The sequence below is a fragment of the Allobosea sp. P2_A10 genome, assembly GCF_056405115.1.
Genome location: NZ_JBFUCS010000001.1, coordinates 307536 through 332192, shown reverse-complemented (window position 1 = coordinate 332192; position 24657 = coordinate 307536). Strand labels below are relative to the sequence as shown.

The following is a 24657-nucleotide window of genomic DNA, read 5'->3' as shown; positions in this document are numbered from 1 at the left end:
AAAGCCCGCCGGCGGACCGGCGGGCTTTTCGATAGTCGCGCGACCTTGAAGCTCAGATATCCTCGCCCTGCAGCGCGGCGACCGGGGCCGGTCCGAGACCGTCCTTGTTGTAGATGTCGTCCCGGAACTGCACGCCGCCATCGGGCGTGGCCCAGGCGGTGACATAGACCCAGTAGCACGGCACCGGTGTGCTGATGCGAGCGTTGATGCGCTCGCCCGAGGCGATCACCTGATCGATCTTGGCGCGGTCCCAGCCGGGCGTATCCTTGAGCAGCCAGGCGACGTAGTCCTTGACGTTCTGGACGCGCATGCAGCCCGAGGAGACGAAGCGGAAATCATCGCCAAAGACACCCTTGGCCGGGGTGTCGTGCATGTAGACGCCATGCGGACTGGGGATGTTGATGCGGACGACGCCGAGCGAGTTGAAATCGCCGCCGGGATCCTGCCGGAAAGTGTAGCGGGTCGCCTCGTCGGAATTCCAGTTGACGCGCTCGGGCGGGATTTCGCCGCTGGGGCCGATGATGCGGATCCGGCTCTCGGTCAGGTAGCCCGGCTCCTTGCGCATCTTCGGGATCAGGTCCTTGCGGATGATCGAGGCGGGCACCGTCCAGGTCGGGTTGAAGTTGATCTCGGGAATCTTGGTCTGCAGCAGCGGCGACTGCCGGTCGATCTTGCCGACGCCGGCGGCGTGGCGCGTCGCGACGACGCCGTTCTCGACGGTCTCGACGGCGGCGGCGGGAATGTTGGCCACGACATAGCGGTTGCCGAGATTGCCCGACCAGGTGCGCAGGCGCACGACATTGGTCTCGAGCTGGCGGATGCGGCGGTCGATCGGCACATTCAGCGCGGCGACGGTGGCGCGGTTGATCGCGCCCGTGGTCGAGAGGCCGACGCGGGCCTGGAAGTTGCGCACGCCTGCCTCGACATAGGAATCGTAGACGTTGCTGTTGCCGGCGCTGGCGTCGAGATCGCCGGTGATGATCAGGCGCTGGCGCAGGGCGACGACGCCGGGGCCGCGCGCGCCGACGCCCAGCTTGTCGCTGATCTGGACCATCGGCCAGCCGCCGCGCGCCGCAAGATCGCGATAAGCTGCGATCGCCTGCTCGGTGGCGGCAAGCGATTCAGGCGACAGCATCGGCGTGTGCGAGCGGGCGACCGCGTTACGTGCGCCGGCATCATAGCTTTGACGCCACTCCGCCTGCTGGGCAAAAGCGGGGCTGATGGCTGCGGTGGCAGCGCCGGACAGCAAACCGAGAACGGTGTCGCGGCGGGTCAGGCTGAATTTCGACATCACGTTCTCTTCCATTCCATCAGAAAGTCTGGCGCAACACGGTCGCGCCCTGCCCGGATCGACCGCCGCCTGGCACGCCATGCGCCAAAATCGGCTATCGGAGTTAACGTGCAGTGACGGCAAGGCAAATTTGCGGCGGATCACGCCGATGTGACACCATCGACGATCATTTCGCTTCTCTTGCGCCCTCTCCTACATCCTGGCGGGCCGCATGACGACAGACGGGCGGACATTCCGGCCATGCCGCAGCCGTCGGGCGCGTCAGTAGAGGCCGCAGAGGACGAGCCGGGCTACCGCCTGGGCGCGGGTGCGGGCCCCGAACTTCTCGCGAGCCCGGTCGACATGGGATTTCACGGTCGTCGCGGAGATCGTCAGGATCACGCCGATCTCCCAGTCCGTCTTTCCGGCCGCGACCCAGCGGAGGCATTCGAGCTCCCGTCTGGTCAGGGTCTCCATCACCTGTTCCGCCGTGAGCGCGGCAGAAAATGCGCGATAGCGCTCGTCGACGAGCAGCGCCATCATCTGCAGGCTGGCGCGTTGCCTGAGGCTCAAGTCGAGATCGGTCTCGGTGCTGGCCATGCTGACGAGCGACAGCGAGCCGAGCGGGCCACGGATAGGGATGACGAAGCCGTCCCGCCAACCCCATTCATAAGCGACGTTCCAGACACGCTGCTCGCCCTCGGAGAGCTCGCGCCCGGCTTTCACGTCACGCCAACTGAAGCCAGCGGAGCGCTGGCGGGCCTCGATCGCAGTGAAACTGTTGGCGGAAAGATCTTCCTGATCGCTGACCCGGGCCCAGTCGTCAGGCCAGTCGCGAAACACGAAGACCGAAGGGGTTCCCGGATCTCCGGGAGCGACCGCGCGATAGGCAGAGGACGAGAAGCCGCAAGCCGCCGCCTGGCGCTGAAAAAGCCGGCCGACCTCGCCTGGATCGGCGGCGGACAGAAGCGCGTCTGCGAATTCGTCGAGCATCCCGCGTCAAGCCTCGCTGGCCGTCCCGGCAGACCATAGGCACGTCGCTGATCTGGGTTGGGCCGGGTCAGTCAGACGACAAGGGCTGGCAGGCTGGCAAAGGCAGTATTGCTCATCGGGGCGCGGCGATCCAGCCCCCTGCCTTCCGGCAAGAGCGCAGGCGCATTCTCGCTCGCTTGGCCGGAAGCGCGTTCAATGCCGCAGCGGCCCCCAAGGGAAACCGGCGGGTCGGTGATCAGCAAACTATTTGCGTCGCCGTGTCCTGACCACGGGCGGGCGCGTTTCGGCCCGCCTGTGCGCCAATCGTCAGGTCTCGCTCAGAGCTTGTAGCGGATCTGGTCGGTCCAGAAGCGCTCCAGGCGCAGCAGCGCGTTGTTCATGCGCTCGAAATCGTCCGAGGCGATGCCGCCGATCTGCTCGACCGTCTGGACATGCTTGTCGTAGACGGCCTTCACGAGATTATGCACCTCGTTGCCCTTCTCGGTCAGGCTGATGCGGACCGAGCGACGGTCGATGCGCGAACGGGCATGATGGAGATAGCCCAGTTCGACCAGCTTCTTGACGTTGTAGGAGACGTTGGAGCCGAGATAGTAACCCCGGGTCCGCAGCTCGCTCGCCGAGAGCTCGGCATCGCCGATGTTGTAAAGCAGTAGCGCCTGCACGCTGTTGACGTCATCGCGATTGCGCCGCTCGAACTCATCCTTGATGACGTCGAGCAGGCGACGGTGAAGCCGCTCCACCAGAGTGAGCGACTCAAGGTAGAGAGGCTTCACCTTGAGATTAACATCGTCCGAAACGGCAACAGCCGCAGTCTTTACGCTGGCTTTCATGGTATATCCCGCCTGTTGAATATCGGCCAGGATTTTTCTCCCGGTCCGCTTCTGAGAAACACCATAGGCGGGCCGGATGAAAACGAGTTTAAATATCAGGATGAATCAGAGATTTAGCCGTTTCGGTGAATGCAAAGTGAAGTCAGAAAGGCTTAAGCTGAAGCATTAGTTACCAGCGCGCGCAGCATTCGTGCCGATGCCGAGGCGTCAGGAGTTCTCGTTCTCGGCTAGCCAGGTCGCGAGGAAATAGGCCAGCATCAGCGCCACGACGCCGCCGATCATCGGCAGGGTCATCGGCAGCAGGCGCGGAAAGAAGAAGCCGAGCAGGAGTTGGCTGATCGCCGCCAGCAGCCAGAGCACGCCGCCCCAGGTCGAGGTCAGCCAGAGTCCGACGGCGGCGACGAGATCGATCACCGCGAAATAGACCGTGATCGCCTGCGAACTCAGCAGGCGGCCCTCGAAGGGCGGCTGCGCCTCGACGCCGATGCCGAAGATCGCCGCCCAGGCGAACAGGCCCTTGACCATCCAGCCGATCGAAAGCAGCCGCAGCAGCCAGACGAGGATCAGCCGCCAGCGCTTCGTGCGGCGACGCGCGCCGCCGGGTCCGTCCGCCGCCGAACCCTGCCCGCCCTGAATCGGCTCGCCGTCGACGCCAAGCCCCATCATTGGCCGCCCAGCACGAGTTCGTCAGCTCCGAGCGTATCGAAATAGGCCGCGATAGCATCAGGCGTCACCGCTTCGATCGTATCGGGCCGCCAGACCGGGGCATGGTCCTTGTCGACCACCACGGCGCGCACGCCCTCATAGAAGTCATGGGCATGGACGATGCGCGAGACGATGCGGAACTCGGTGCGCATGGCTTCGGCGAAATCGAGCCGCGCACCACGCCGCATCTGCTCGAAGGCGAGAGCGACGCTGGTCGGCGATTTTCCGGCCAGCGTCTGCTGGACCTTGGCGGCGAAGGTGTCGCCGGCCTCGACATGCCGGGCCAGCGTCGCGCGGATCGCCGGCAGGCTCGGCTGGCCGAAGCATTCGGCGATCGTGGCGCGCGCCGGGCCGAGCCGGTCCTGACCCGGATCGCTGGAAAACTCCGCGATGATGGCGTCGAGTTCGCCGCGTCCGGTCAGGGCGTCGGCCAGCTCCGCCATGCACGCGCTCGGCGCGGCATGGGTCGCAAGCCCCAACGCCAGCGCATCGGCGGCCCCGACACGATCCCCGGTCAAGGCGAGATAGATGCCGGATGCATCGGGCAGTCGGGGCAACGCGAAGGTCGCGCCGACATCGGGAAAGAAGCCGATGCCGACTTCGGGCATCGCGAAGAGATAGCGCTCGCCGGCGATCCTGTGGCTGCCATGCAGCGAAATGCCGACCCCGCCGCCCATGACGATGCCGTCGATCAGCGCGACATATGGCTTGGGATAGCTCTTGATCCGAGCGTTGAGGATGTACTCCTCGCGCCAGAAGGCGAGCATCTCGGCAAAGCGGCCTTCCCGACCGAGATCATGCAGTTGCCGGATGTCGCCGCCAGCAGAGAAAGCCTTTTCGCTGATGCTGCTCACGACGACGCGGGCGACCTTCGGATCATGCTCCCATGCGTCGAGCGCGCGCGCGAGTTCGCGCACCATGCCGAAGGACAGCGCATTCAGCGCCTTCGGCCGATTGAGAATCACGACGCCGGCCGCGCCGCGCGTTTCGCAGATGATCTCGGCGTCCGGCTGCGACATGCGGCTGGCATCCCTCTCGGTTTCGCGGCGGTTCTGGGCTGCGGCACAGGGCGTTGTCAACGCCGAGCCTTGTCGACCCAGGACGCGCGGGACGCAGACTGGACTTGCGACCATAGAGCTTGTTTTGGAATGGTTCCGATGTGCTAGCATTGCTGCAAAAGCAGACCAATCCCGTGTTCTCGGGGCGGAGGAATCCATGGCATCTCGGGTTGTGCGGCCGTTTCCGGCGCCGCAGGCACGCAAGGACGACGCGGCCGTCGCGAGCGCGGACACGCTAGGACTGACCCGGCGGATGCGCCGCAATCGCAAGGCCGACTGGTCGCGACGGCTGGTCCGCGAGAACGTCCTGACCACGAACGACCTGATCTGGCCGCTCTTCCTGATGGATTCGCGGGAGGCGCGCACGCCCATTGCCTGGATGCCCGGCGTCGACCGGCTCAATATCGAGGAAGCGGTTCGCCAGGCAGCGCACGCAGCCGAACTCGGCATCCCGGCGATCGCGCCGTTCCCGTTCGTCGAGAAGGGCCTGCGGGATGCGACCGGTTCAGAAGCCCTGAACGAGCGCAATCTGATGTGCCGGGCGGTCAGGGCGATCAAGGCGCAGGTGCCGCAGATCGGCATCATCTGCGACGCCGCGCTCGACCCCTACACCTCGCATGGCCATGACGGCGTGATGGCGGGCGAACGCATCCTCAACGACGCCAGCGTCCACATTCTGACGCAGCAGGCGCTGGCGCTCGCCGATGCGGGGGCCGATGTGATCGCGCCGTCCGATATGATGGACGGGCGCGTCGGCGCGATCCGGGCCGCGCTCGACGCAACAGGCTTCGAGGACACGCAGATCATGGCCTATGCGGCCAAATACGCCTCGGCCTTCTACGGTCCGTTCCGCGACGCCATCGGCACCAACGCCACCCTGATCGGCGACAAGCGCACCTACCAGATGGACCCGGGCAATTCCGACGAGGCCATCGCCGAGGTCGCGCTCGATCTCGAGGAAGGCGCCGATATGGTGATGATCAAGCCCGGCCTGCCCTATCTCGACATCGTCGCCCGGGTGAAGGACCAGTTCCGCGTGCCGACCTTCGCCTACCAGGTCTCCGGCGAGTACGCGATGATCATGGCGGCGGCCGGCAATGGCTGGCTCGACGGCGACAAGGCGATGCTGGAGAGCCTGATGGCCTTCAAGCGCGCCGGAGCCGACGGGGTGCTGACCTATTTCGCACCGCGTGTGGCGCGGATGCTGAAATCGGGCGGCTGAGTCCTCCACGCTGCTCCAGATCATCGCGCTGTCATCACGGACAAGCCGCGTCGCGGCGCAGATCCGGGATCCATCATAAGGCGCGACGGTCATCTGCGATGGATCCGGGATCTCCGCTTCGCTGCGTCCGGGATGACGTGGTGTTTCCATGCTTCATCGGCAGCGCTAGCGTCTGCCGACATGCGTCTCCTTCCGCCGATTCTGCTGGTTCTCCTGCTCGCCTCCTGCGGGACGAGTTTCGACACCGACCAGCAGCGGCTTTGCCGACAGGCGATCCCGCCGTTCAACCCACCGGGAGTGCGGATTTCGGTCGAGCGGGCCGAGAGCGGCTCGCGCCCCAACCTCCTGCGCATCCTCTACCGGGTCGAGGGCGGCCAGCGCCAGCGCAGCATCGACTGTCTCTTCGCCGGCGCAGGCCAGAGCATCCAGCGCGGCGAACTGATCGGCGTCGCCTCGGACGGGCGCCCGATGCCCGATGCGAGCTTCTACCTGATGCGGCGTTTCTATCTGGAGAACCGCGACGAGCCACCCCCCGACCCGGGAGCGGCGCGCAAGGAAGATCTGACGGAGCTGCCGCCGGGTCTGGCCTACGGCCTGCAGCAGGGCCTGAGCGCCCTGCCCTCGGCCGCGATCTACGCGCTGCTCGCCTCGTCCTACGCCCTGATCTACGGGCTGACCGGGCGCATCCTGCTGGCCTTCGGCGAATTCGCGGCGCTGGGCGCGCTCGCCTCGGTCGTCGGCGTCGCACTCGTCCTGTCGCTGGCGGTATCCACCCCGGCGTCGGGCCTCATCGTCGCCTTCGTCGTCGCGATCCTGGTCTGCGCCTTTCACGGCTTCGCCATGGGTCGCTTCGTGCTGCGCCCGCTGTCGCGCGCCAACGGCCAGCAGATCCTGATCACCACGATCGGGCTTGCCATCGCGATGTCGGAATATCTGCGGCTGGCGCAGGGGCCGGAGCTGCGCTGGTTGCCGCCGGTCTTCAACGAGCCGTGGTCGCTGGCGCGCGCCGGGAATTTCGTCGTCACGGTGACGCCGCTTGGCCTCGTGTTGTCGGGACTTGGCCTTGCGACAACACTCGGGCTCGTGCTGCTGATCAGGCGCTCGGCCTATGGACGGAACTGGCGCGCGGTCTCCGATGATGCGCGCACCGCCGCACTGTTTGGCGTCGATGAGCGCGCCGTCCACGACAAGGCGCTGATCCTCGCCTGCGCCGCCTGCGGCATGGCCGGCGTGATCGTCACGGCGGTTTATGGCGGCATGGGATTTGCCGGTGGATTCACGCTGGGACTGAAGGCGCTGGTGGCGGCGATTCTCGGCGGCATCGGTTCGGTTTCAGGCGCTGCGCTCGGCGGCCTTTGCATTGCGCTGTTCGAGGTGGTCTGGTCCTCGACCATGCCGCTCGATCAGCGCGACATCGCCGTCTATACCCTGCTCGCGGTCGTGCTGATCGTGCGGCCGGGCGGATTCTTCGGCGATGGCGAACTTGCGCCGCGTCCGGTCTGAAAGGGATGTCATGAGCGAGCCCTTCGCCATCAGCTTCGCCGATATCGAGGCCGCCGCGCGGCGCATCGAAGGCCATGTGCTGCGCACGCCGCTTGTGGTGGCCCCGCGCCTCTCGGAACTCACCGGGGCGACAGTGCTGGTCAAGCACGAGAACATGCAGGCGACCGCCTCGTTCAAGGAACGCGGCGCGGTCAACAAGCTGCTCGGCCTCGACGAAGACGAGACCTCGCGCGGCGTCATCGCAATGTCGGCCGGCAACCACGCCCAGGCGGTGGCCTATCATGCCCGCCGTTTCGGCATCCCGGCCACGATCGTGATGCCGGAGACGACGCCGCTGGTGAAGGTCGAGAACACGCGCTCGCATGGCGCGCGGGTCGTCCTCCATGGCGAGACACTCTACGAATCGGCCGAGAAGGCGCGCGAACTCGCGCAGGCGGAGGGGCTGGTCTTCGTCCATCCCTATGACGACGCCGCGGTGATGGCCGGCCAGGGCACGATCGCCCGCGAAATGCTGGACGACGAGCCCGATCTCGACATGCTGATCATCCCGCTCGGCGGCGGCGGCCTGATGGCGGGCAATGCGGTCGCGGCCAAGGCGCTGAAGCCCGAGATCGAGCTGATCGGCGTCGAGGCCGCGCTCTACCCCTCCTTCTTCAACGCTGTGAACGCGGAGGACCTGGCCATCGGCGGCGCGACGCTGGCCGAGGGCATCGCGGTCAAGACCGTCGGCGTCCAGACGCTGCCGATCGTCTCCAGCCTGATCGCCGACATCGTGCTCGTCGGCGAAGACCTGATCGAGCGCGCCGTCAACGCCTATGCCTGCCTGCAGCACACGCTGGCCGAGGGCGCGGGAGCAGCCGGGCTCGCGGCCATGCTGAAGGACCCCAAGCGCTATCACGGTCGCAAGGTCGGGCTCGTGCTCTGCGGCGGCAATATCGACACGCGCCTGCTGGCGGCGATCATGGTGCGCGAACTCGAACGCGAGGACCGCATCGTCGCCTTCCGCCTGACGACCTCCGACCGGCCGGGCCTCCTCGGCAAGGTCGCGAGCCTGCTCGGCGCTGAAGGAGCCAACATCCTCGAGGTCAGCCATGGCCGGCTCTTCCTCGACGTTCCCGCCAAGGGCGTGACGCTCGACGTCACGGTCGAGACGCGCGGAGGGGCGCATTCGCAGGCGATCGAGGCGAGCCTTCGCGAGAACGGCTTCGCGCCGCGCCGGATTTTTCCGCGAGGTCTTGCGGAACACGGACGCTGATCAAACATTGTGTTGCACGGGCCGATTTTCGCCCGCGCCAATACAGGATCTCCACCGCCGATGAGCAATGTCCGCTACGCCCAGAGCCCGATCACGCCGATCGAGCAGCGCGCCCTGCAGGATGTCAGCGGTGTGCTTGGATCGCGCATCTTCGCCTGGCTCGGCGATATCGTCGCGGTCTTCGTGCTGAGCTCGCTGATCGCGATGGCGCTCGTCGTGCTCGGCGTCTTCACCTTCGGCGCGACCTGGCTGCTCATACCCGCCGCCATGGCCCTGACGGCCTTCGCCTATGCCGCGCTGACGATCGGAGGACCGAAGCAGGCGACATGGGGCATGCGCATGGCCGGGCTCCGGGTCGAGACCGCCAATGGCGGCCGGCCGGACGGGCTCGCAGCAGCCGTGCACGCATTGCTGTTTTACGTCGCGGCGGGCACGGTCGGCCTCTGGGTTCTCGACATCGCCTGCGGCTTCGTGCGAGCGGACCGGCGGCTCGGCCACGACCTGCTGACCGGGCTGGTCGTCGTCCGCGCCTGATCCTGTGGGCCCAATCTTGCGCGCCCAATCTTGCGCGCCTGACCTGTGGACAGTGACGCCCGCGAAGCGAAATCGCTTCGCGGCCATGACGCAGCGTGCTCTCGTGCCGATCCTCGGCACGGGAGCCTTTCGTCGATATGGTGCAGTTCGCCGCCGCGATCGACCGCGTCATCGAATTGGCTGTCCGAGCCGCGCGCTGGCTTGCCCTGCCGCTGGTCGCGATCCTGTTCCTGCAATGGCCGCTTCGCGATCTCGTCAAGGGCTGGTCGCGCGAGGCCAATGATCTCGGGCAATGCCTGTTTGCGCTCTACGTCGCCGTCGCGGTGACGGCCGCCACCCGTGCCGGCCGGCATCTCGCCGCCGACACGCTGGCGCATCATTTCACGCCGCGGACGCGCATTGTGCTGCGCCGCGCGATCTGCCTGGCGGCGCTCGCGCCGTGGGCGATCTTCCTGCTGGTGACGGGGTTTTCGGCGCTGCGCAGCACGCTTTCGCAATGGGAGGCGTTCCCCGACACCAGCAATCCCGGCTATTTCATCGTCAAGGCGTCGGCCTCGCTGCTGGCGCTGCTGGTCCTGCTTCAGGCCGTCGTCGACACGCTGCGGGGCGACACGCGGCCGGAGACACCCGCGCCGTGACCCCGGTCCTTGGTCTGCTCATGCTTCTGGGCGTCGCAATCGGCGCGGTCGCCACCGGCCTGCCGGTCTGGAGCATCCTGATCGGCGTCGCCAATATTGGAGCCGGGCTCGCCGTCCTGACCGGCGCGATCGAGCCTGGCATCTTCTTTGCGCTTCCAAACCGCGTCGTCGGCCTGCTCGAATCCGATCTCCTTCAGGCCTTGCCGCTCTTTGCAGCGATGGGGGCGCTCTTGAACCGTCTGCCGCTCGCCGACACGCTGTTTCGCGCCGGGCTCGGGCTTTCGGGCGGCAGCGCAGCCGGTGCGCCGGCCTCGGCACTCGTGCTGGGCGCGGTGCTGGGACCGATGAACGGTTCGGTCAGCGCCAATGCGATTGCGCTGACGCGGGCCGTCGAACCGGGGCTGGTGCGTGCGCAGGTCAAGGCGGCGGACAGGATCGCGTTGATCTCGGTCGCCAGCACGCTTGGCGTCCTCGTCCCGCCATCGCTCGTGCTGATCCTGCTGGGCGACGCGATGATGGCGGCCCACACCATCGCCCTGAACAGTACCGGCCGGATGGCGCGGATCATCAACACGCAGGATCTGTTTCGCGGCGCATTGCTGCCGGCGGCGCTGTTTCTGATCGCCTGTCTCGCGATCGCGACGGTCCGCAGCCTGCGGCGGCGCGAGGTCGCGCCACCACGCGATCCGCTGAGCCTGCGCGACTGGATCACTGCCGCCGCGACGCTGTGCTTCATCGCGACCCTTCTCGCAGGCGTGACGATCGGTGCGTTCTATGCGGTCGAGGCCGCTGCGATGGGCGCGGTCGGGCTCTGTCTGGCAGGCTGGCTCGGCGGCGGGCTCGACGGCGTGCGCCTGCGTGGCGCGCTCGACGACACCATCGCCATGACCGGCGCTCTGCTGGCGCTTCTGATAGCCGCCACGACATTCACTCTCGTCTTCCGCATTCTCGGGAGCGACCGGCTGATCGCGTCCTGGATGGCGGCGGCACCGGGCGGGACGCTGGGAATCGTGCTGATCGGGCTCGGCATCGTTGCGGTCGCGGCTTTCGTGCTCGACGCATTCGAGATCATCTTCGTACTGATTCCGATCATCATGCCGCCCGTACTGATGCGCGCCGAGGACGCTGTCTGGGTCGCAGTGCTGGCGCTGCTCGTGCTGCAGACCAGCTTCCTGCTGCCGCCCTTGGGCTATGCGCTGGCGATGACGCGCAGTTCAGCCCGCGAGCGTGCGCCCCTCTCCGTCATCGCGAGAAGCCTCGCGCCCTACCTGATCGCGCAGGTGCTGATCGTTGCGGCAGTCATCGCCTGGCCGGCATTGACGCATCCCTCGGGATCAACGCTGGCGACCGCGTCGCCTCCAGCCGCCTCCGAAGCCGATATCCAGAAGCGCTTCGAGCAGATGATGCCGCCGCCGCTCGACCTGCCGGACCTCGGCGCGCCAAAGCCCTGAGCCAGCACGGCCGTTCATGTGACGTTCCCGTTTCCACGGAACGGAAACATGATCTAGAGTTTGCCGGCAGCCGCCGGATCGAAGGTTAGAGACGTGACGCGCCCGTTGCGGGATGCCCCGCAATTCTATCTGACCTCGCCGACCACGTGCCCCTATCTGCCGGGCCGCGAGGAGCGCAAGGTGTTCACCCACCTCGTCGGCGCCCGCGCCCGCGACCTGAACGACGTGCTGTCGCAGGGCGGCTTCCGGCGCTCGCAGAGCATCGCCTACCGCCCGGCCTGCGAGACCTGCCGGGCCTGCGTCTCCGTGCGCGTCTGCGTCGACGACTTCCGGCCCTCGCGCGGGTTTCGCAAGGTGCTCTCGCGCAACACCGACCTGATCGGCGAGACGTTGCCGCCGCAGCCGCGCTCGGAGCACTACTCGCTGTTCCGGTCCTATCTCGACGAACGCCATCCCGAGGGCGGCATGGCGACGATGTCGGCGCTCGATTTCGCGATGATGGTCGAGGACAGCCATGTCGAGACCTCGCTGATCGAATACCGCCGGCGCGGCCCCGATTCCGGCTTCACCGGCCGCGGCCAGGGCGACCTCTTCGCGATGGCGCTGACGGACACGCTGAGCGACGGGCTCTCGATGGTCTATTCGGTGTTCGACCCCGGGCTGGAGGCGCGTTCGCTGGGCACCTTCATGGTGCTCGATCACATCGCCCGCGCCCGCAAGCTCGGCCTGCCTTACCTCTATCTCGGCTACTGGGTCGATGGTTCGCCCAAGATGGCCTACAAATCCCGCTTTCTGCCGCAGGAACGGTTGTCTCCCCAAGGCTGGGATCGCGTCGGATAAGTCGGACTGAACCGCTTGAAGCGCGTTGGGGCTGCGCGGTTCAGGCAATGGCTCCGCTGCATGCCTTGCCGTCGCTCCGGACTCGACTGGCCGGCCAAAGGCAGGACCGGCGCATTCGAGGCGCATGAGACGCTGCTCGGTTGGATCGGCATGACGTCCCGCGAAGCGTACCGTTGCGATGTTTATCTATAAAATACAACCATAGATTGCATTATACTTACCGAAGCCGGTCACCTGGTGCGCGAATACGTTGCAATATCCGGTTTTCGCCATCGATCTTAAGCTTACGGCAAGCAGCCGGATTCTAAGCTCCCTTTGAAATCAGGCCTTTGGGGGGCTGCATGCTTCGTTCCTTGACCCGGATGCCCGCCGACATGTCGTCGGATTCGCGCCGGCAGCTGCTGAATGCGGTCACCGATCTGTTCCTGCTCGACCATGACCCGAGCGAGCAGGCCAAGGAGCATTATGGCGAGATCGCAGTCCACTCGCTGCCGCATCTGGGGAGCGACGACCGCAAGGGCTACGCCGACCAGGTTGCCGCCGTGCCGACTCTGCCGCGCGCCGTCGCCATGACGCTCGCCGGCGATGCCGACGCCGATGTCGCGCGCCTCGTGCTCAAACTCTCGCCGGTGTTGACCGATACAGACCTCGCCGCAATTGCCATCAGCCAGTCGCAGCGCCATCTCGTGGCGATCGCGGAACGTGTCCGGCTTTCGGAAGGCCTGACCGACATTCTGGTCGAGCGCGGCGACAGCAACGTGCTGCAAACCGTCAGCTCGAATGAGGGCGCCCAATTCTCCGAAAACGGCTTCGACCGACTGCTGACGCGCAGCGCCGAGGATGCGGCCGTAACACGCGCCTTGTCGCTGCGTTCGGACCTTTCGCCCAATCGCGCCCAGCGCGTGCTGCGAATCGTCGAACAGATGAGCGAAGATCCGGTCGCGCCCAATTCGCAGATCAGCGACGCACAGTCGCTGGCGCGCCAGGCCAGGCAGCAACGCCTCGAGGTCAAGCTGCTGATCTCCGACCTTGCGGCCAAGACCCGTGAACTCGACGACGTGCTGATCATGCTGGCCGACGAGGACCGGGCCTATCATCTCGCCCAGGTTATGGCGCATGTCTCGGACCTCAGCACCGAACAGGCGCTGCGCGTGCTGATGCAGAAGGACCCGAGCGGCATCGCGGTGACCTGCAGATCGCTCGGCGTCGGCTCGACCGCCTTTCGCGCGATGATGACCCTTCGCGGCCGCCGGCTCTATTTCTCGCAGCAGGACCTCGACGACGCCGTCCATGACTACGGCAAGCTCGACGCCGCCACCGCCGACCGGACGCTGCGCTTCCTCAAGATCAAGTCCAAGCTGAACTGACCGAGGCCGGGGCGGCGGCCGCCGGTCCGGCCTGCCACAAATCCGCGACAATCGCCCGCCCTTCTGCTACCTTGCGATTGGTTTGGCGCAAGGAAGCCTTGGACGTGAGATTTTCGCTTGTCTCCGGCGCAGTTTGCGCACTGGTTCTGGGTTCCGGCGCCGCGCAAGCGCAGATAGCCCTGCCCTATTCGGCTTTCGGCGCGCTGCCGTCTTTCGCCTGGTCGGAGCCGACGCTCAAGCCCGGCGGCGTCACCTGGGAGGGCAACTATGCCCGCATCTCCAGCGGCTTCCAGGTCACCAGCTCGAAGCGCCTCGGGACCACGGCGGGTCCGACCTTAGGGCTTGAAGCAGGCACGATGCGGCGCGAGGGCAATTTCGTCTACGGCATCGTCGGCGCACTCAACTACCAACCCGCGATCGGCGGCTATGGCACGCCGAGCTTCGGCAGTGTCGCGCTGACGCGGGATTTCGCCGGCGCTTTCCAGATCAAGACCGGCGTGCTGCTGACGCCCGAGGTGCTGCTCTACACCAAGGTCGGTGCATCCGCCGCAAACGAGACCCTGCGTTTCGGGGCCTCGCCGTTCTCGGCGCCTTTCTCGCGCTCCGACATCGCGGTGCGGCCCGAGGCCTATGCCGGCGTCGAATGGGCGGTGACGAACAACCTGACGCTCGGGCTGGAAGTCGGCGTCGTCGGCCAGGCGATCCGCTGAGGGGCCGATTCAAGTGGCTGCGGGGCTGATTCAAGCGACGCCGCCAAGGCTTTGACAACATTGCAGTCGCACGGTTCTTCCCTTCTCCCCTTGCGGGAGAAGGGAGAGCCCTACCATCCGAACCTGTTGTTCTTCGCAAACCCCTTCGGCGGCAGCCTCCCCGCTTCGCCGCGATGCCCGAGCCATTCGGTCAGCTCGCTTTGCGGCACCGTCCATGTCCGGCCGGACGTGTCGCGCCAGGTCAGGCCATCGGCGAGGCTGAACACCTTCGCGTCGGAGACCCCGCCGTCCTTGTAGCGCTGCAGGCGTACGCCCTTGCCGCGCGCCATTTCTGCCACCTCCGAGAGCGGGAAGCAGATCAGCTTGCGGTTCTCGCCGATGATCGCGACGTGGTCTCCTTCGGCCGGCGCGGCGAGCAGCGCCACGACCGGCGCATCGACGTTCAGCACCTGCCTCCCTTTTCGGGTGTTGGCGACGACATCGTCGGTCGGTGCGACGAAGCCGCGCCCGTCGGTCGTCACCATCAGCAGCTTCAGGCCCGGGCGATAGGGGAAGGCGGAGACGATTTCGGCCGTCTCCTCAAGCTCGATCATCAGGCGGACCGGATCGCCAAAACCGCGCCCGCCCGGGAGCTTAGCCGCTTCCAGCGTGAAGACCTTGCCATTCGAGGCCAGCACCAGCAGCTTCGCCGTCGTCTCGGTGAAGAACGCCGTGCGCAGGCCGTCATCGCCCTTGAAGGTGAGCGTCGAGAGATCCTGAACGTGACCCTTCAGCGCCCGGATCCAGCCTTTCTTCGAGATCACGACCGTCACCGGCTCGCGCTCGACCATTGCCTGCGTCAGGTCGACATCGGTGGTGTCTGGCATGTCGGCGAAGGTGGTGCGGCGCTTGCCGATCGCGGTTTCCGGCCCGAAGAGCTTCTTCACCTGGCGGATGTCGTGCTGGATCAGCTTCCACTGGATCGGCTCGGAGCCGAGCAGTTCCTCGATCTGGCCTTTTTCCGTGGTCAGTTCATCGAGCTCGGTCTTGAGCTGCATTTCCTCCAGCTTGCGCAGCGCGCGCAGGCGGGTGTCGAGGATGGCGTTGGCCTGGATTTCCGTGAGATCGAAAAAGCGCATCAGCTCGATCTTCGGCTCGTCCTCCTCGCGGATGATCTTGATCACCCGGTCGAGGTCGAGATAGACGATCAGCAGTCCGCGCAGGATTTCGAGCCGCCGGTCGATCTGGCCGAGCCGGAAACGCGAGCGCCGCAGCAGCACCTCGCGTCGATGGTCGAGCCAGGCGCGCAGGGCCTCGTTCAAGCCCAGTACACGAGGCACCAGCCCGCCGGTCAGCACGTTCATGTTCATCGAAATGCGCGCCTCCAGCTCGGAGAGCCGGAACAGCGATTCCATCATCAGATTGGCGTCGACATTGCGGGCGCGCGGCTCGATGACGACGCGGATGTCCTCCGCCGACTCGTCGCGCAGATCGGCGACCAGAGGCAGTTTCTTGTCGTTCAGAAGCTCGGCGATCTTCTCGATCAGCCGGCCCTTCTGGACCATGTAGGGGATTTCGGTGACGACCACGTTCCAGGTGCCGCGTCCGAGGTCCTCGACATGCCAGCGGGCGCGGGTGCGGAAGGCGCCCCGCCCCGTCCTGTAGGTTTCGGCCATCGAGGCCCGCGTCTCGACGATGATGCCGCCGGTGGGAAAATCCGGCCCCTGCACGAAGGTCATCAGCTGTTCCGACGTCGTCTCCGGATGCTGGATCAGATAGAGCGCGGCGTCGCAGAGTTCGGCGGCGTTGTGGGGAGGGATAGAGGTCGCCATGCCGACCGCGATCCCCTGCGAGCCGTTGGCGAGCAGGTTCGGGAAGGCGGCGGGGAGCACGATCGGCTCCTCGTCCTCGCCATTATAGGTCTCGCGGAAATCGACCGCGTCCTCCTCGATGCCGTCGAGCAGAAGACGCGCGACCTCGGTCATGCGGGCTTCGGTGTAGCGATAGGCGGCGGCGTTATCGCCGTCGATATTGCCGAAATTGCCCTGGCCATCGACGAGCGGATAGCGCTGGGCGAAATCCTGCGCGAGCCTGACCAGCGCGTCATAGACCGACTGGTCGCCATGGGGGTGGAACTTGCCGATGACGTCGCCGACGATGCGGGCGCATTTCTTGTGGACCTGCCCGGGATCGAGCCGCAGCAGCCGCATGGCGTGCAGTATGCGGCGATGGACCGGCTTCAGTCCGTCGCGAGCATCCGGCAAAGCTCGGTGCATGATGGTCGAGAGCGCATAGGCGAGGTAGCGCTCTTCCAGCGCCGTCTTCAGATCGATGCGCTCGGATTCGTCCTCCGGCGGCGGCTCGACGGGTTTGCCCATGGGAACACCTTACCAACTCTCGGCACTGTCCACTTCACAGCCCTCATCCTGAGGAGCCGCGCAAGCGGCGTCTCGAAGGATGGTCCAGAAAGCGCTGGCTGGAGCATCCTTCGAGACGCGCTCCGGCGGAGCGCTCCTCAGGATGAGGGCTGAGGGAGACGGCGCGAATCACTTCGCATAACGATGCCGGCTGCGTACAGCTTTCGCCAAGCGCACCGGCCCGAAAACAGGGAAAAATCAGTGGATTCTCGCCGCAAGCTCGACCAGTCGCGCCCGCTCGGGCGGCTCGGCCAATCCACGCGGCTCGTAGAGGTGGCGGCGCAGGAAATAACCGGTCAGCGCAAAGCCGGCCAGGATGTCGGCGGCGGACGGTGCGCGCGCGCCCTGTCCCTGGCTGAGGAAGGCCGGCAGCGCCAGCAGGCGGTCGGCATAGGGCTGCGCCTCCCTGCGGCTGACGGCCTTTCCCGATTTTGGCGAGACATGGCTGAGATCATCGGGCGAACCCGTCACCGCACAACGCGTCAGGTCGAGCCCGAAGCCGAGCTCTGCCAGCATCGCGATCTCGAAGCGCACGATGAGGGCCGGCGCAAGACGAAGCTCGTCGAGATGCTGGACCAGCACCGACAGCCCCTCATGCAGCGCCGGATGCGGATCACGCTCCGGCAGCAGGCGCAGCAGGGCCGCAATCGTCGCCAACCCGTAGAGCGCGACGGGCGCTTCGATCAGCCTGGCGGCATGGGATGTCAGCAGTTCGACCCGGTATTCGCCAAGATGTTCGTCGAGCCGAGCCCGCCATGTCACCGAAACGGCATTTCCGGGCTGGAGCGCGGCCTGAGATTTCGACGACCGCCCGCCGCGCACGAGGCCGAGATGGCGGCCGTGAAGAGCCGTCATCACCTCCAGGATCACCGAGGCTTCGCCGTGCTGGCGAACGCCGATGATCGTGCCCTCGTCGGTCCATTCCATCGTGGCCATTAGAGCCAAGCGCGCTGGAGTTTCCAGCCCCTCCCTTAGCGCATGGCCAGCCGATTGCGCCGTGCGCTCGCCTGCGGCATTGCCGAGGTTCCTCCGGCCTGTGCCGGCACCCTGCAGGATGACGCCATGGATCTCGATCTCGCTTCACGCACTGCGCTCGTTACCGGGGCAAGCTCGGGCATCGGCACCGGCATCGCGCGTGTTCTCGCCAAGGAAGGCGCGCATGTCGCTGTAACGGCCCGCCGCGCCGACAAGCTGAAAAGCCTTGTGCAGGCGATCGCAGCTGCGGGAGGACGTCCGCCGGTCATCATCACCGGCGACATAACCGATGCCGCCGACGTCGCCCGGATCGCGGCGGAAGCGACGGCGGCGCTCGGACGGGTCGATATTCTCGTCAACAACGCCGGCGGCTCGCGACCCCTGTCGACGGACGCCGCCGACGAGGCCTGGGACGAGGCTTTCGCACTGAACTTCACGGCGGCGCGACGCCTGACCGAGGCGGTCCTGCCGGCGATGCGGGCGCGGAAATGGGGCCGGGTCGTCAGCATCAGCGGCTCGATGGAACCACGCAGCCTGAACGCGGCGGGCCCCGCCAAGGCCGCACTGCACCTCTGGGCCAAGGGTCTGGCCTGCGACGTGGCGGCGGACGGCGTCACCATCAACACGATCCCGCCCGGCCGGATCAACAGCGAGCAGATACTGAACCGGCTGCACCCCACCGAGGAGGCGCGCAGCGCTTTCATCGCAAGAAACATCCCGATCGGCTATTTCGGCGAGCCGGAGGATATCGGCAACCTCGTCGCCTTCCTCGCCTCGCCGCTGGCGCGCTACATCACCGGCGCGGTCATCCCGGTCGATGGCGGGATGCGCTTTTCGGCGCATTGAGGCGGGAGCGCATATCTACCCCACCACCCGCTCGATCCGGCTGATCGCGCGCTTCTGGCGCAGTTCGCTGATGATTGCGCTGAGGTGCTTCAGGTCCCACACCGTCAGGTCGATGGTGATGTCGGTGAAGTCGGGGTTGGGCCGTTCCATCGCCACCGCATCGATATTGCCGTCATGCTCGGCGATGGTCGTGGTGATCTGCGCCAGCGAGCCGGGCTCGTTGATCGACTTCAGCGCGATCCGGGCCGGGAAGCGCTGCGGCGCCTTGTCGTCGAGATCCCAGCGCACATCGAGCCAGCGATCGGGCTCGTTGTCGAAGGCGGCGAGCGCCGTCGACTGGATCGGATAGATCGTGACGCCCTCTCCCGGCGTCAGGATGCCGACGATGCGGTCTCCCGGCACCGCGCCGCCATCGGGCGCGAAACGCACCGGCAGATCGCCGCCAAGGCCCCGGATCGGAATGGCGTTGGCCTCCTCGCGCGGCTCGTCGGGCAGCTTGAACTTGAGATTGTCGCCCTTGGGCAGCTCGAACCAGCCCTTGCCACTGCCGGCGCTCAGGCCCGCCGACTTCGCCTCGGGCGTGCCGCGCTTCTCCAGTTCGAGATCGGGGTAGACCGCCTTGACCACGTCGCCGGAATACATCTCGCCGCGCCCCACTGCAGCGAGAACGTCGTCCACGGCCGTGCGGGCGAGCCGTTTCAGCGAGGCCTTGAGCTTGTCGTCAGTGAAGGGGCGCTCGGCGCGCTGGAAGGCACGTTCGAGGATCTGGCGGCCGAGACCGGCATATTGCCGGCGCACGGCGGCGCGGGTGGCGCGGCGGATCGCGGCGCGGGCCTTGCCGGTGACGACGAGCGATTCCCAGGCCGCCGGCGGAGATTGCCCCTCGGCGCGGGTGATCTCGACCTCGTCGCCGTTCTGGAGTTCGGTCAGCAGCGGCGCGATGCGGCCGTTGATCTTGGCCCCCACCGCCGTGTTGCCGACATTGGTGTGGATCGCATAGGCGAAATCGATTGGCGTCGCCCCGCGCGGCAGCGCGATCAGCCGGCCCTTCGGCGTGAAGCAGAAGACCTGATCGTGGAAGAGTTCGAGCTTGGTGTGCTCGAGGAATTCTTCCGGGCTGTCGCCTTCAGCGAGCATGTCGACCGTGCGCCGCAGCCACTGATAGGCCCGGCTCTCATCGGCGAACTGGCCGAGTTCGGCGGTCTTGCCTTCCTTGTAATGGGCGTGGGCGGCGATGCCGAACTCGGCGATGCGATCCATCGTGTCGGTGCGGATCTGCAGTTCGACGCGGCTGTGGCCCGGCCCGACCACGGTGGTATGGATCGAGCGGTAGTCGTTCTGCTTGGGCGTCGAGATGTAGTCCTTGTAGCGGCCGGGCACCATCGGCCAGGTCATGTGGACGATGCCGAGCACGCGGTAGCAATCCTCGGCGGAGTCGACGATGACGCGAAAGCCGAAGATGTCGGAGAGCTGCTCGAAGGAGACCGATTTGCGCTCCATCTTCTTCCAGATCGAATAGGGCCTCTTGCGCCGTCCGGAGACCTGCGCCTGGATGCCGCGCGCCGCGAGCTTCTCCTTCAGGTCCTTCTCGATGACGCCGATGACCTTGCCCTCGCGCTCGGTCACCTCCTCCAGACGCCGCGTGACGGTGGCGTGCGCCTCGGGCTTGATATGGCGGAAGGCGAGCTCCTCCAGCTCCTCGCGCAGCTCCTGCATGCCCATGCGGCCGGCGAGCGGCGCGTAGATTTCGGCCGTTTCCTCGGCGATGCGCAGCCGCTTATCGGCCGCCATGTAGTGCAGCGTGCGCATGTTGTGCAGCCGGTCGGCGAGCTTCACCAGCAGCACGCGGACATCGTCGACGATAGCCAGCAGCAGCTTGCGGAAGTTCTCGCCCTGCGCGGCCTTCTTGGAGACGAGATCGAGCTTCTTGATCTTGGTCAGCCCGTCGACCAGCCGGCGGATCTCGGGGCCGAACATGCTCTCGATCTCTTCGAGCGTGGCGGCGGTATCCTCGACGGTGTCGTGCAGGACGGCCGCTACGATCGTGGCATCGTCGAGCTTGAGATCGGTCAGCAGCGCCGCGACTTCGAGCGGGTGGGCGAAGAACGGGTCGCCGGAGGCGCGCTTCTGCGTGCCATGAGCCCGCATGGCGTAGACATAGGCCCGGTTGAGCAGGTCTTCGTCGGTATTCGGATTATAGCTCCTGACCCTGTCAACGAGCTCGTATTGCCGCATCATGCCCATTCGGGCTCTTGCCTCGCTTGTCACCGACTCTGCCGGATTTCAATATCGGCGGCGACGCCTGCAGCGGCAAGGCGAATATGGACAGGGCAGACATGAAAAAGCCCGGCGCGGCCGGGCTTTAGCAAATGCCGTGAACAAATTGATTCAGGAGCGGCGGCCGGCACGGCCCAAAAGCGGACCAGGCGCCGACGGCGGCCAGCGGCTCAATCCTCGTCGTCGGCGCTCTCGGTCGGCGGCACGAGGCCGTCGAGGCCGCGCAGCAGGTCGTCCTCGCTCATGCGGTCGAACTGGACCTCCGAATCGGGCGTCGACGAATTCGGCACGGACGTCGTCAGCAGCGGCACGGTCTCGGCCTCCGGCTCATCGACCTCGACATGCTTCTGCAACGAGTGGATCAGGTCTTCCTTCAGATCCTCGGGCTTCAGCTTCTCGTCGGCGATCTCGCGCAGGGCGACGACCGGGTTCTTGTCGTTGTCGCGGGCGACCAGGATCGACGAGCCGGACTGGATCATCCGGGCGCGGTGGCTGGCGAGCAGGACCAGCTCGAAGCGGTTGTCGACCTTGTCGATGCAGTCTTCAACGGTGACGCGAGCCATGGCGCGGCTCCTTCCGATCTTGGCGATGCAGGGAAGATGATGTGGCCCGGCCTTACAGCCAACGCGCGCGGATTGCAAGATTCCGCTCGCGCATAGCGGGCTCTCACCCTCAGCCGCGCATGCGCCTGACCATGTCGTCGAGCGTCGGCTCCAGACGCATCTCCTCGGGCGGCGCCCGGCCGCCCGCCATCGCCGGCAGTTCGTGCGGCTCCAGCTGGGCGAAACGCATCCGCATCGTCGTGGCGACGCCCTCGCCGAACGCGATCGCCTCGCGATTTCCGATCGAGGACAGGAAGCTGATCGTGCTCGCCGACGCATCGCCGATGGCCGAGCGGATGATCTGCTGGTCGCTTTCATTGGCCAGCCGCATCGCAAAGACCGTCGAACACTGCGACAGGATGGTCGCGTCGAGTTCACCGGGGCGCTGCGTCACGACGCCGAGATAGGCGCCGTATTTGCGGCCTTCCTTGGCGATGCGGGCGATGGCCTGCCGCGTCGGGGCGAAACCGAGCTTGGGGTCGGACGGCACATAACGATGCGCTTCCTCGCAGAGGACGAGGATTTCGCAGGCGCCGTTGCTGGCGACCGCAAGATCGAAAGCCAGCCGCGACAGCACGGAGGCGACGGCGTTGACCACCTCGGAGGGAAGCCCGGCGAGCTGGAAGGCCGTGATCGGGCGGCCATAATGCGGCACGCGGAAGATCTGGCCGATGACCGGAGCCATCGTCTCGATCAGGTTGGCGCGGGCGAACATGAAGCGATAGCGCGGATCGCCATGGAGCGCTTCCAGACGCACCTTCAGTGAACGCAGCGAGGCGCGGGGATAGCGCAGTTCGTGCAGGCCGATCAGTTCGTCGATGATCGTGAAGGCGTCCTTCATGCGATAGGGCGTCGGCGCATCGAGCGAGCTCGCCACCTCGGACGTGTCGCGCGGAGCGGCGGCGTCGAGCGGACGCCTGAGCAGCGACGTACCCAGATCGCGCGCGGCATCGCTGGCCTTCGGCGTGCGATAGCGGACGCGCGCCGCCGCGACCACCTCCCGCAGAATGTCGGTCTCGTCGTCGAGCGGCGGACGGCCGCGGAAAACGACGTCGCCCAACTCGTCCAGCCGGAACATCCAGAACGGCAGGTCGAGGCTCTCCCCGTCGATGGTCAGAGCCTTGTCGGGAAAGGCGCAGGCATATTCATTGTGGGGGTCGAGGATCAGGACGCGCAGACGTGGCCGCGCGGCAACCGCCCGGCGCAGCAGCAGGGAGACCGCGCTCGACTTGCCGACGCCGGTCGTGCCCAGAATAGCGAAATGGCGCGACAGCATATCCTCGATGCAGACCGTCGCGGCGACGCTCGAATCCTGCGTCAGGTGCCCGACGGAGGCGCCCGACCGATGGCCGAGATCATGCACCAGCGCGAGATCGCTGCTGCGGATGCGATGGGCGATCGTGCCGACTGGCGGATATGTCGATATGCCGCCGCGGAAACGCGCGGGCTCGCCTTCGCCGTCTGCGATCTCACCGAGCAATTCGACAAGGACGTGGATGGCGTTGTCGGCGGCCTCGTCCCACACCGTCTTGACGGTGCGGATGTCGTAGACCAGTCCGACGACGCGGGTCGCGCCGAGGTTCATCGAGATCATCTTGCCGATGGTCCAGGTGTCGGGACCCAGCCGGCTCGCGCTCGCGACCGTCCCGGCGATGGTCGCCCGCGCCCCGTCGCAGGCGATGACACGGCCGAGCGCCCGCTCGGCCAGTTGGCCAGGGTCGCGCCGATCCGCCGCGATGTCGTTCTCGAATAGTCCGGTCTTTACTGCAAGCTGCACGATCTCGCCTGCCTTTTCGCTGATCTCGCCGAAAGATGACGGTAACGCCCAGCTCTTTACGATTGCCTATATTGGCGGACGCAGGCGAGCCGCGCCTGTCGACGCGGTTACCAAATCACCAACGATCCGCCGCCTCGCGATCGATTCATCAGCGGAATTGGCGACGTCGATCACATTCCTTGCCTTGAGCCGTGCCGCCGCGGCGTCTATGCACGGCGGGTCACTCAGGGGATGGCCATGACGATCAGCCGTTTGCGACTTGGCGTGAATATCGATCACGTCGCGACGGTGCGGAACGCGCGCGGCGGCGCGCTGCCCGATCCGGTGCGCGCCGCGCATCAGGCCATCGCGGCCGGCGCCGACGGCATCACCGCCCATCTGCGCGAGGACCGCCGCCATATCCGCGACGCCGACATCGAGCGGCTGATGGCGGAACTGACCAAGCCGCTCAACTTCGAGATGGCGGCGACGCAGGAAATGGTTGCCTTGGCCGAGCGCCTGCGCCCCCATGCCGCTTGCCTCGTTCCCGAGAAGCGCGAGGAACGCACCACCGAAGGCGGGCTCGACGTCGTCGGCCAGCACAACATGCTCGCTCCGCAGATCGAGCGACTACGCAACGTCGGCTGTCGCGTCTCGCTGTTCATCGAGGCCGACGAGGCGCCCATCGCCATGGCGGCCAGGCTCGGCGCGCCGGTGGTCGAACTGCACACCGGCACCTGGTGCCATGCCGTCGCCGACGGCCATGCCGAAAAGGCGAAAGCCGAGTTCCAGCGTCTGGCAACGGGGGCTGCGTTCGCGGCCTCGCTCGGACTCGAAGTCCATGCCGGTCACGGGCTCGACTACGACACGGCGCGGACGCTTGCGGCCGTGCCGGAGTTCGTCGAGTTCAACATCGGCCATTTCCTGATCGGCGAGGCGATCTTCGTCGGGTTGGCGCAGGCGCTGGCGGCAATGCGCCAGGCCATGGACGACGGACGGGTCCAGCGCTAAATCGGGGCATGATCCTCGGTATCGGCTCCGACCTCTGCGACATCCGCCGTATCGCGAATTCGCTTGAGCGCTTCGGCGAGCGCTTCACCCACCGCGTCTTCACGCAAGGCGAGCGCATGAAATCGGACCGGCGCGCGACACGCGCCGAGTCCTACGCTCGACGCTTCGCGGCAAAGGAGGCCTGCTCCAAGGCGCTCGGCACCGGCATGCGCGCCGGCGTGTTCTGGCGCGACATGGAGGTGGTCAACCTGCCGGGCGGCAAGCCGACGATGCGGTTGACGGGCGGCGCGGCCGCAAGGTTGCAGGCGATGACACCGCCCGGCTTCGAGGCCTTCATCCACGTCTCGCTGACCGACGAGCCGCCTCTGGCCCAGGCCTTCATCGTGATCGAGGCGCGCCCGGTCACCAGCTGAACCTG

22 protein-coding genes are annotated in these 24657 nt (G+C 66.5%); 12 read left to right on the top strand and 10 right to left on the bottom strand.

What is annotated here, in order from left to right; genetic code table 11:
• Positions 1-52: 52 nt before the first annotated feature.
• The 5 genes from AC1DZY_RS01615 to AC1DZY_RS01595 all read right to left on the bottom strand — a co-directional run bounded on the left by AC1DZY_RS01615 (position 53) and on the right by AC1DZY_RS01595 (position 4817).
• Entirely contained in the window at positions 53-1291 is a 1239-nt protein-coding gene (locus AC1DZY_RS01615) for a L,D-transpeptidase family protein (RefSeq protein WP_476818308.1), read from the bottom strand.
• A gap of 261 nt (positions 1292-1552) precedes the next feature.
• Complete coding sequence (locus AC1DZY_RS01610) at positions 1553-2263, bottom strand: LuxR family transcriptional regulator (protein WP_476818307.1); 711 nt, start codon at positions 2261-2263, stop codon at positions 1553-1555.
• A 317-nt stretch (positions 2264-2580) separates the two neighbouring features.
• On the bottom strand, positions 2581-3093 hold the full coding sequence (gene ldtR / locus AC1DZY_RS01605; RefSeq protein ID WP_476818306.1) for a transcriptional regulator LdtR: 513 nt from the start codon (positions 3091-3093) through the stop codon (positions 2581-2583).
• 207 nt (positions 3094-3300) lie between these two features.
• Entirely contained in the window at positions 3301-3759 is a 459-nt protein-coding gene (locus tag AC1DZY_RS01600; protein ID WP_476818305.1) for a DUF6163 family protein, read from the bottom strand.
• A complete protein-coding gene (locus AC1DZY_RS01595; RefSeq protein WP_476818304.1) occupies positions 3756-4817 on the bottom strand; it encodes an enoyl-CoA hydratase/isomerase family protein in 1062 nt (353 codons plus the stop codon). Before AC1DZY_RS01595 ends, AC1DZY_RS01600 begins: the two co-directional genes overlap by 4 nt.
• 196 nt (positions 4818-5013) lie before the next feature.
• On the opposite strand from AC1DZY_RS01595, the gene hemB reads away from it, so the two are divergent.
• The 9 genes from hemB to AC1DZY_RS01550 all read left to right on the top strand — a co-directional run bounded on the left by hemB (position 5014) and on the right by AC1DZY_RS01550 (position 14376).
• On the top strand, positions 5014-6078 hold the full coding sequence (gene hemB, locus AC1DZY_RS01590) for a porphobilinogen synthase (RefSeq protein WP_476818303.1): 1065 nt from the start codon (positions 5014-5016) through the stop codon (positions 6076-6078).
• Positions 6079-6258: 180 nt separating this feature from the next.
• Positions 6259-7581 carry a branched-chain amino acid ABC transporter permease gene (locus AC1DZY_RS01585; protein WP_476818302.1) on the top strand — a complete coding sequence of 441 codons (1323 nt, stop codon included), beginning with the start codon at positions 6259-6261 and terminating at the stop codon, positions 7579-7581.
• Between the two features lie 10 nt (positions 7582-7591).
• Positions 7592-8836, top strand: a complete 1245-nt coding sequence (locus AC1DZY_RS01580; protein WP_476818301.1) for a threonine ammonia-lyase — start codon at positions 7592-7594, stop codon at positions 8834-8836.
• 60 nt (positions 8837-8896) lie between these two features.
• Positions 8897-9370 carry an RDD family protein gene (locus AC1DZY_RS01575; protein WP_476818300.1) on the top strand — a complete coding sequence of 158 codons (474 nt, stop codon included), beginning with the start codon at positions 8897-8899 and terminating at the stop codon, positions 9368-9370.
• Between the two features lie 137 nt (positions 9371-9507).
• Entirely contained in the window at positions 9508-10008 is a 501-nt protein-coding gene (locus AC1DZY_RS01570) for a TRAP transporter small permease subunit (protein ID WP_476818299.1), read from the top strand.
• Positions 10005-11459 carry a TRAP transporter large permease subunit gene (locus AC1DZY_RS01565; RefSeq protein WP_476818298.1) on the top strand — a complete coding sequence of 485 codons (1455 nt, stop codon included), beginning with the start codon at positions 10005-10007 and terminating at the stop codon, positions 11457-11459. The genes AC1DZY_RS01570 and AC1DZY_RS01565 overlap by 4 nt, the downstream gene beginning before the upstream one ends.
• A gap of 93 nt (positions 11460-11552) precedes the next feature.
• The gene (locus AC1DZY_RS01560) at positions 11553-12299 is read left to right on the top strand and encodes an arginyltransferase (protein ID WP_476818297.1); all 747 of its coding nucleotides are present in this window, start codon (positions 11553-11555) and stop codon (positions 12297-12299) included.
• Between the two features lie 341 nt (positions 12300-12640).
• On the top strand, positions 12641-13666 hold the full coding sequence (locus tag AC1DZY_RS01555; protein ID WP_476818296.1) for a DUF2336 domain-containing protein: 1026 nt from the start codon (positions 12641-12643) through the stop codon (positions 13664-13666).
• 104 nt (positions 13667-13770) lie between these two features.
• Positions 13771-14376, top strand: a complete 606-nt coding sequence (locus AC1DZY_RS01550) for an outer membrane protein (protein ID WP_476818295.1) — start codon at positions 13771-13773, stop codon at positions 14374-14376.
• A 110-nt stretch (positions 14377-14486) separates the two neighbouring features.
• On the opposite strand, the gene parC is transcribed toward AC1DZY_RS01550, so the two are convergent.
• Both parC and recO read right to left on the bottom strand, forming a co-directional pair.
• Complete coding sequence (gene parC / locus AC1DZY_RS01545) at positions 14487-16733, bottom strand: DNA topoisomerase IV subunit A (RefSeq protein ID WP_476818294.1); 2247 nt, start codon at positions 16731-16733, stop codon at positions 14487-14489.
• 237 nt (positions 16734-16970) lie between these two features.
• Complete coding sequence (recO, locus tag AC1DZY_RS01540; RefSeq protein ID WP_476818777.1) at positions 16971-17699, bottom strand: DNA repair protein RecO; 729 nt, start codon at positions 17697-17699, stop codon at positions 16971-16973.
• A 135-nt stretch (positions 17700-17834) separates the two neighbouring features.
• Between recO and AC1DZY_RS01535 the strand changes: the two genes are divergently transcribed.
• Positions 17835-18593, top strand: a complete 759-nt coding sequence (locus AC1DZY_RS01535; RefSeq protein ID WP_476818293.1) for an SDR family NAD(P)-dependent oxidoreductase — start codon at positions 17835-17837, stop codon at positions 18591-18593.
• 15 nt (positions 18594-18608) lie between these two features.
• Here AC1DZY_RS01535 and AC1DZY_RS01530 read toward each other — a convergent pair whose 3' ends face one another.
• The 3 genes from AC1DZY_RS01530 to AC1DZY_RS01520 form a co-directional block, all read right to left on the bottom strand.
• Positions 18609-20831: a RelA/SpoT family protein gene (locus tag AC1DZY_RS01530; protein ID WP_476818292.1), complete on the bottom strand. Its 2223-nt coding sequence runs from the start codon at positions 20829-20831 to the stop codon at positions 18609-18611.
• 209 nt (positions 20832-21040) lie between these two features.
• On the bottom strand, positions 21041-21433 hold the full coding sequence (rpoZ, locus tag AC1DZY_RS01525; RefSeq protein ID WP_476818291.1) for a DNA-directed RNA polymerase subunit omega: 393 nt from the start codon (positions 21431-21433) through the stop codon (positions 21041-21043).
• Positions 21434-21542: 109 nt separating this feature from the next.
• Entirely contained in the window at positions 21543-23249 is a 1707-nt protein-coding gene (locus AC1DZY_RS01520; RefSeq protein ID WP_476818290.1) for an ATP-binding protein, read from the bottom strand.
• A gap of 237 nt (positions 23250-23486) precedes the next feature.
• Between AC1DZY_RS01520 and AC1DZY_RS01515 the strand changes: the two genes are divergently transcribed.
• Both AC1DZY_RS01515 and acpS read left to right on the top strand, forming a co-directional pair.
• On the top strand, positions 23487-24239 hold the full coding sequence (locus AC1DZY_RS01515) for a pyridoxine 5'-phosphate synthase (protein ID WP_476818289.1): 753 nt from the start codon (positions 23487-23489) through the stop codon (positions 24237-24239).
• Between the two features lie 8 nt (positions 24240-24247).
• Entirely contained in the window at positions 24248-24652 is a 405-nt protein-coding gene (gene acpS / locus AC1DZY_RS01510) for a holo-ACP synthase (protein WP_476818288.1), read from the top strand.
• The last annotated feature ends 5 nt before the right edge of the window (positions 24653-24657 follow it).